Annotated in this window: 5 protein-coding genes; 3 read left to right on the forward strand and 2 right to left on the reverse strand. The window is 36.2% G+C overall.

Annotation, left to right across the window (positions count from 1 at the left end):
* Positions 1-360: serine hydrolase (locus L650_RS0101130; RefSeq protein WP_029771868.1), on the forward strand; the 360-nt coding region annotated here is incomplete at its 5' end.
* Positions 361-388: 28 nt separating this feature from the next.
* A complete protein-coding gene (locus tag L650_RS0101135) occupies positions 389-871 on the forward strand; it encodes a GNAT family N-acetyltransferase (RefSeq protein WP_029771869.1) in 483 nt (160 codons plus the stop codon).
* 82 nt (positions 872-953) lie between these two features.
* On the opposite strand, the gene L650_RS24670 is transcribed toward L650_RS0101135, so the two are convergent.
* Positions 954-1,088 carry a hypothetical protein gene (locus L650_RS24670; protein ID WP_262974658.1) on the reverse strand — a complete coding sequence of 45 codons (135 nt, stop codon included), beginning with the start codon at positions 1,086-1,088 and terminating at the stop codon, positions 954-956.
* A 123-nt stretch (positions 1,089-1,211) separates the two neighbouring features.
* Positions 1,212-1,559, reverse strand: coding sequence for a hypothetical protein (locus tag L650_RS0101145; protein ID WP_024033028.1), 348 nt, complete (start codon positions 1,557-1,559; stop codon positions 1,212-1,214).
* 517 nt (positions 1,560-2,076) lie between these two features.
* On the opposite strand from L650_RS0101145, the gene L650_RS0101155 reads away from it, so the two are divergent.
* Positions 2,077-3,015 (forward strand): IS30 family transposase (locus L650_RS0101155; protein WP_029771872.1); only part of this gene is annotated, 939 nt, incomplete at its 3' end.

A 3,015-nucleotide genomic window follows, 5' to 3' on the forward strand; every position in this document is an offset into this window, starting at 1 on the left:
ATTTACACCAGAGCTATTAAAGGCAGCCCTGCCGGTGGAGGTTTTTCGACGGTTGGGGACTTACACCGTTTTTCTTTGGCGTTAACACAATTTAAATTATTAAATAAAGAGTTAACACAAGCAGCTTATAGTGAAAAAACACAGTATAATTCAGCGCCTTGGTATGGTTATGGTTTTTCAGTCGGTGGAAACGATACTAATCGAGTTATAGGGCATGGCGGTGCATATTTAGGTGTTGATGCGCGGTTAGATATACATTTAGACGATGACTTCATTGTTGTTATTTTAGCTAATCAGTCAGATGTAGTGTCACCGGTAAGAAGAAAAATCAATGAATTGATTTCTAGCTATAAGCCGTAACAAATTTCAAATTGGAGTAACAGCCATCATAAGGCCATTTGCAGAGAACGACTTTTTAGCCGTTCAAAATATTTATCAGCAAGGTATTGATACCGGCAACGCGACTTTTCAAACTAAAGCTAAAAATTGGGAGCAATGGAATAGTTCTATGCTCAACTGTTGTCGTCTTGTTGCAGTTGAGGATGAAAAGGTGCTTGGCTGGGCCGGGTTATCTGCGGTTTCTAGCCGTGAGGTTTACTCGGGCGTTGCCGAGGTAAGTGTATATGTTGCAAACCAAGCCCAAGGTAAAGGCTTGGGGCAGGCACTGCTTAAAGCACTCATTAATGAGTCAGAAAAAAGCGGTATATGGATGCTACAAGCCAGTATATTCCCTGAAAATACTAATAGTATTGCTTTACATGCTCGCAATGGTTTTAGGCCGGTTGGAAATCGAGAGAAACTAGGTAAATTAAATGGTGTGTGGCGCAATGTAGTTTTAATGGAAAGGCGAAGCGCCATAGTGGGTTTATAATCACACAAACAGCGCAATAAGTTTGTACATGCCTTTTGTGAATGTTAAACCGTTTTAGCAGGTGATTTTGTGGCTGTTACTGCTAAAGAAGTGGTTCAATAATACCTGTTAATGCCAAGGTCGATAGAATAAATGGGTCAACTAACAGGTTATCTTTAAATTCAAAGGTGCCTGCTGATATTTTTTCCCAGCCCATAAAGTACTGATTAGCGCCCAAGGTAGTGCCAAAAAGCTAATCATTAAAGCAAAATATCTTGCCAATTATTATCAGTATTTATGTTGTTGAATGGCTAAAGATTGCCATGAGCGGACGGTCATAAGTTTAATAACTTGCTAGTATTCATTTAAATAGAAGCCCAACTAAATCAATGTATGTTTTTATCGCAGGTAAAACTAAGAATAAGACTGTAAAAATAACAGCCCACTTTTTACTAAACCACCACTTTTTTAGATCTTGGTAATGGTCTGGGAGAGCTTCAAGTTTATTTTTCTCAGAAACAATACTCGGATAAATTTTTAAAGTGATGTCTGTATCATATTTAACAAGGTTTAGAGTCCGTAACTTATTTATAGACTCTTCGGAATAACAATCAAGTGCTTCTAAATCAGAGGTCATCATGCCTCCCCCTTTGTTAATAAAGTGTTCTGCCAAATATTTTAAAAGAACCTTATCGCTTTCTGTGTACATTTAACCCTCCTTGAATATTCTTAATTTAATGGAGTGAAAATCACGTATGCTTCTGCCGAAAGCAAACTTATTTTTACATTCTATAGTTTTTACGAATTAAAATGACACCCATTTCAAATGCTTTTAATTAAGATATATATAAGCACAAAAATAGCAGTGACACTAAAAACGACACCAATTAAAAAACCAGACTCTCCTTCTTTACACCACGTACCAAGTGAAAACTGTTTATTACATTCTTGCTTTAATTCAAAAACACTCATGTTCTTATTTGTTTTCAAACGATAGCCAGGAAGAAAAATCTCACCAACTCTAAGTGCACTAAAGAGATTAAGGCAAAACAAAATGACCAGTAGAACCGATATTAAGCTAACCATTTTAGGTTCTTATAATCCAATCAAAATTTTCAATAAATCTATCTACCTATTATTACAGCAATAAAATCTAATATAGTAGCCGCCAGATTCAAAGTCGAAGTGCACCACCTTTACTAAACTATAAGTTCAGGAGGTGTGCCATGGGTACCCAATATTCACATTTATCTAACTTTGAACGTTGTCGTTTATTTGAGTGGTATCATTACCAAAAAAAATCAATACGTGAGGTGAGCCGATTACTAAATCGCTCACATAGCACTATTAGCCGAGAGCTAAAGCGTAATAAATATGATTATTACGTACCAACTTATTACCCTCATCCAGCTCAAATGTATTATGAAGTAAGGGTAAGGGAGAGAGCTAAGCGAGTTAAGCTTAAGTCTGTTGAAGCTCAACGCTATGTGGCAGATAAACTCAAACTTGGGTGGAGTCCTGAGATCATAGCTGGACGAATAAAATTTGATAAAACCTTACCCAGCGTATCTCACGAGGCCATTTATCAATATATATACAAGAATGAAACATCACTTATTGTATATTTAGCTAGGCAACATAAAAAGCGTAAGAAAAAATATCCAACCCGTAAAACGAAAACAGTTTGGGGTCAAAGATGTAGTATTTTAGACAGACCAGATGACATTAATCTCAGAAAAAACGTTGGGCATTGGGAAAGTGACTCTGTTGAATCTAGCGACAGAAAATGTGCGATGAATGTGTTACTTGAACGAGTTTCTAGAGTGTGTCACATCACTAAATTATCATCTAAAAAAGCTCTAGCGACATCGAATGCAATATGTAAAAAACTATCTATTTACCCACCAAGCTCTTGTTTATCGATAACTTATGACAATGGCTCTGAAAATACGGAGTTTAAAAAAGTAGAAGCCATTTTGAAAAATAAATCTTATTTTTGTGAGCCTTATCACAGTTGGGAAAAAGGTGCTGTAGAGCAAATAAATGGGTTAATTAGAAGGTATTATCCGAAGAAAACAAACTTTAGCAAAGTAAGCCATCAGCAATTAAAAAAGGTAGAGGAGCAACTAAATAATCGCCCTAGAAAATGTTTAGGATTTAAAACA

Origin of the sequence: Pseudoalteromonas sp. TB51 (assembly GCF_000498055.1) — a bacterium.
Taxonomy (GTDB): domain Bacteria; phylum Pseudomonadota; class Gammaproteobacteria; order Enterobacterales; family Alteromonadaceae; genus Pseudoalteromonas; species Pseudoalteromonas atlantica.

Bases quoted from the DNA above. Each gene is read 5' to 3' on its own strand.
- L650_RS0101145 (WP_024033028.1), bottom strand. From the start codon at position 1,559: ATGTACACAGAAAGCGATAAGGTTCTTTTAAAATATTTGGCAGAACAC.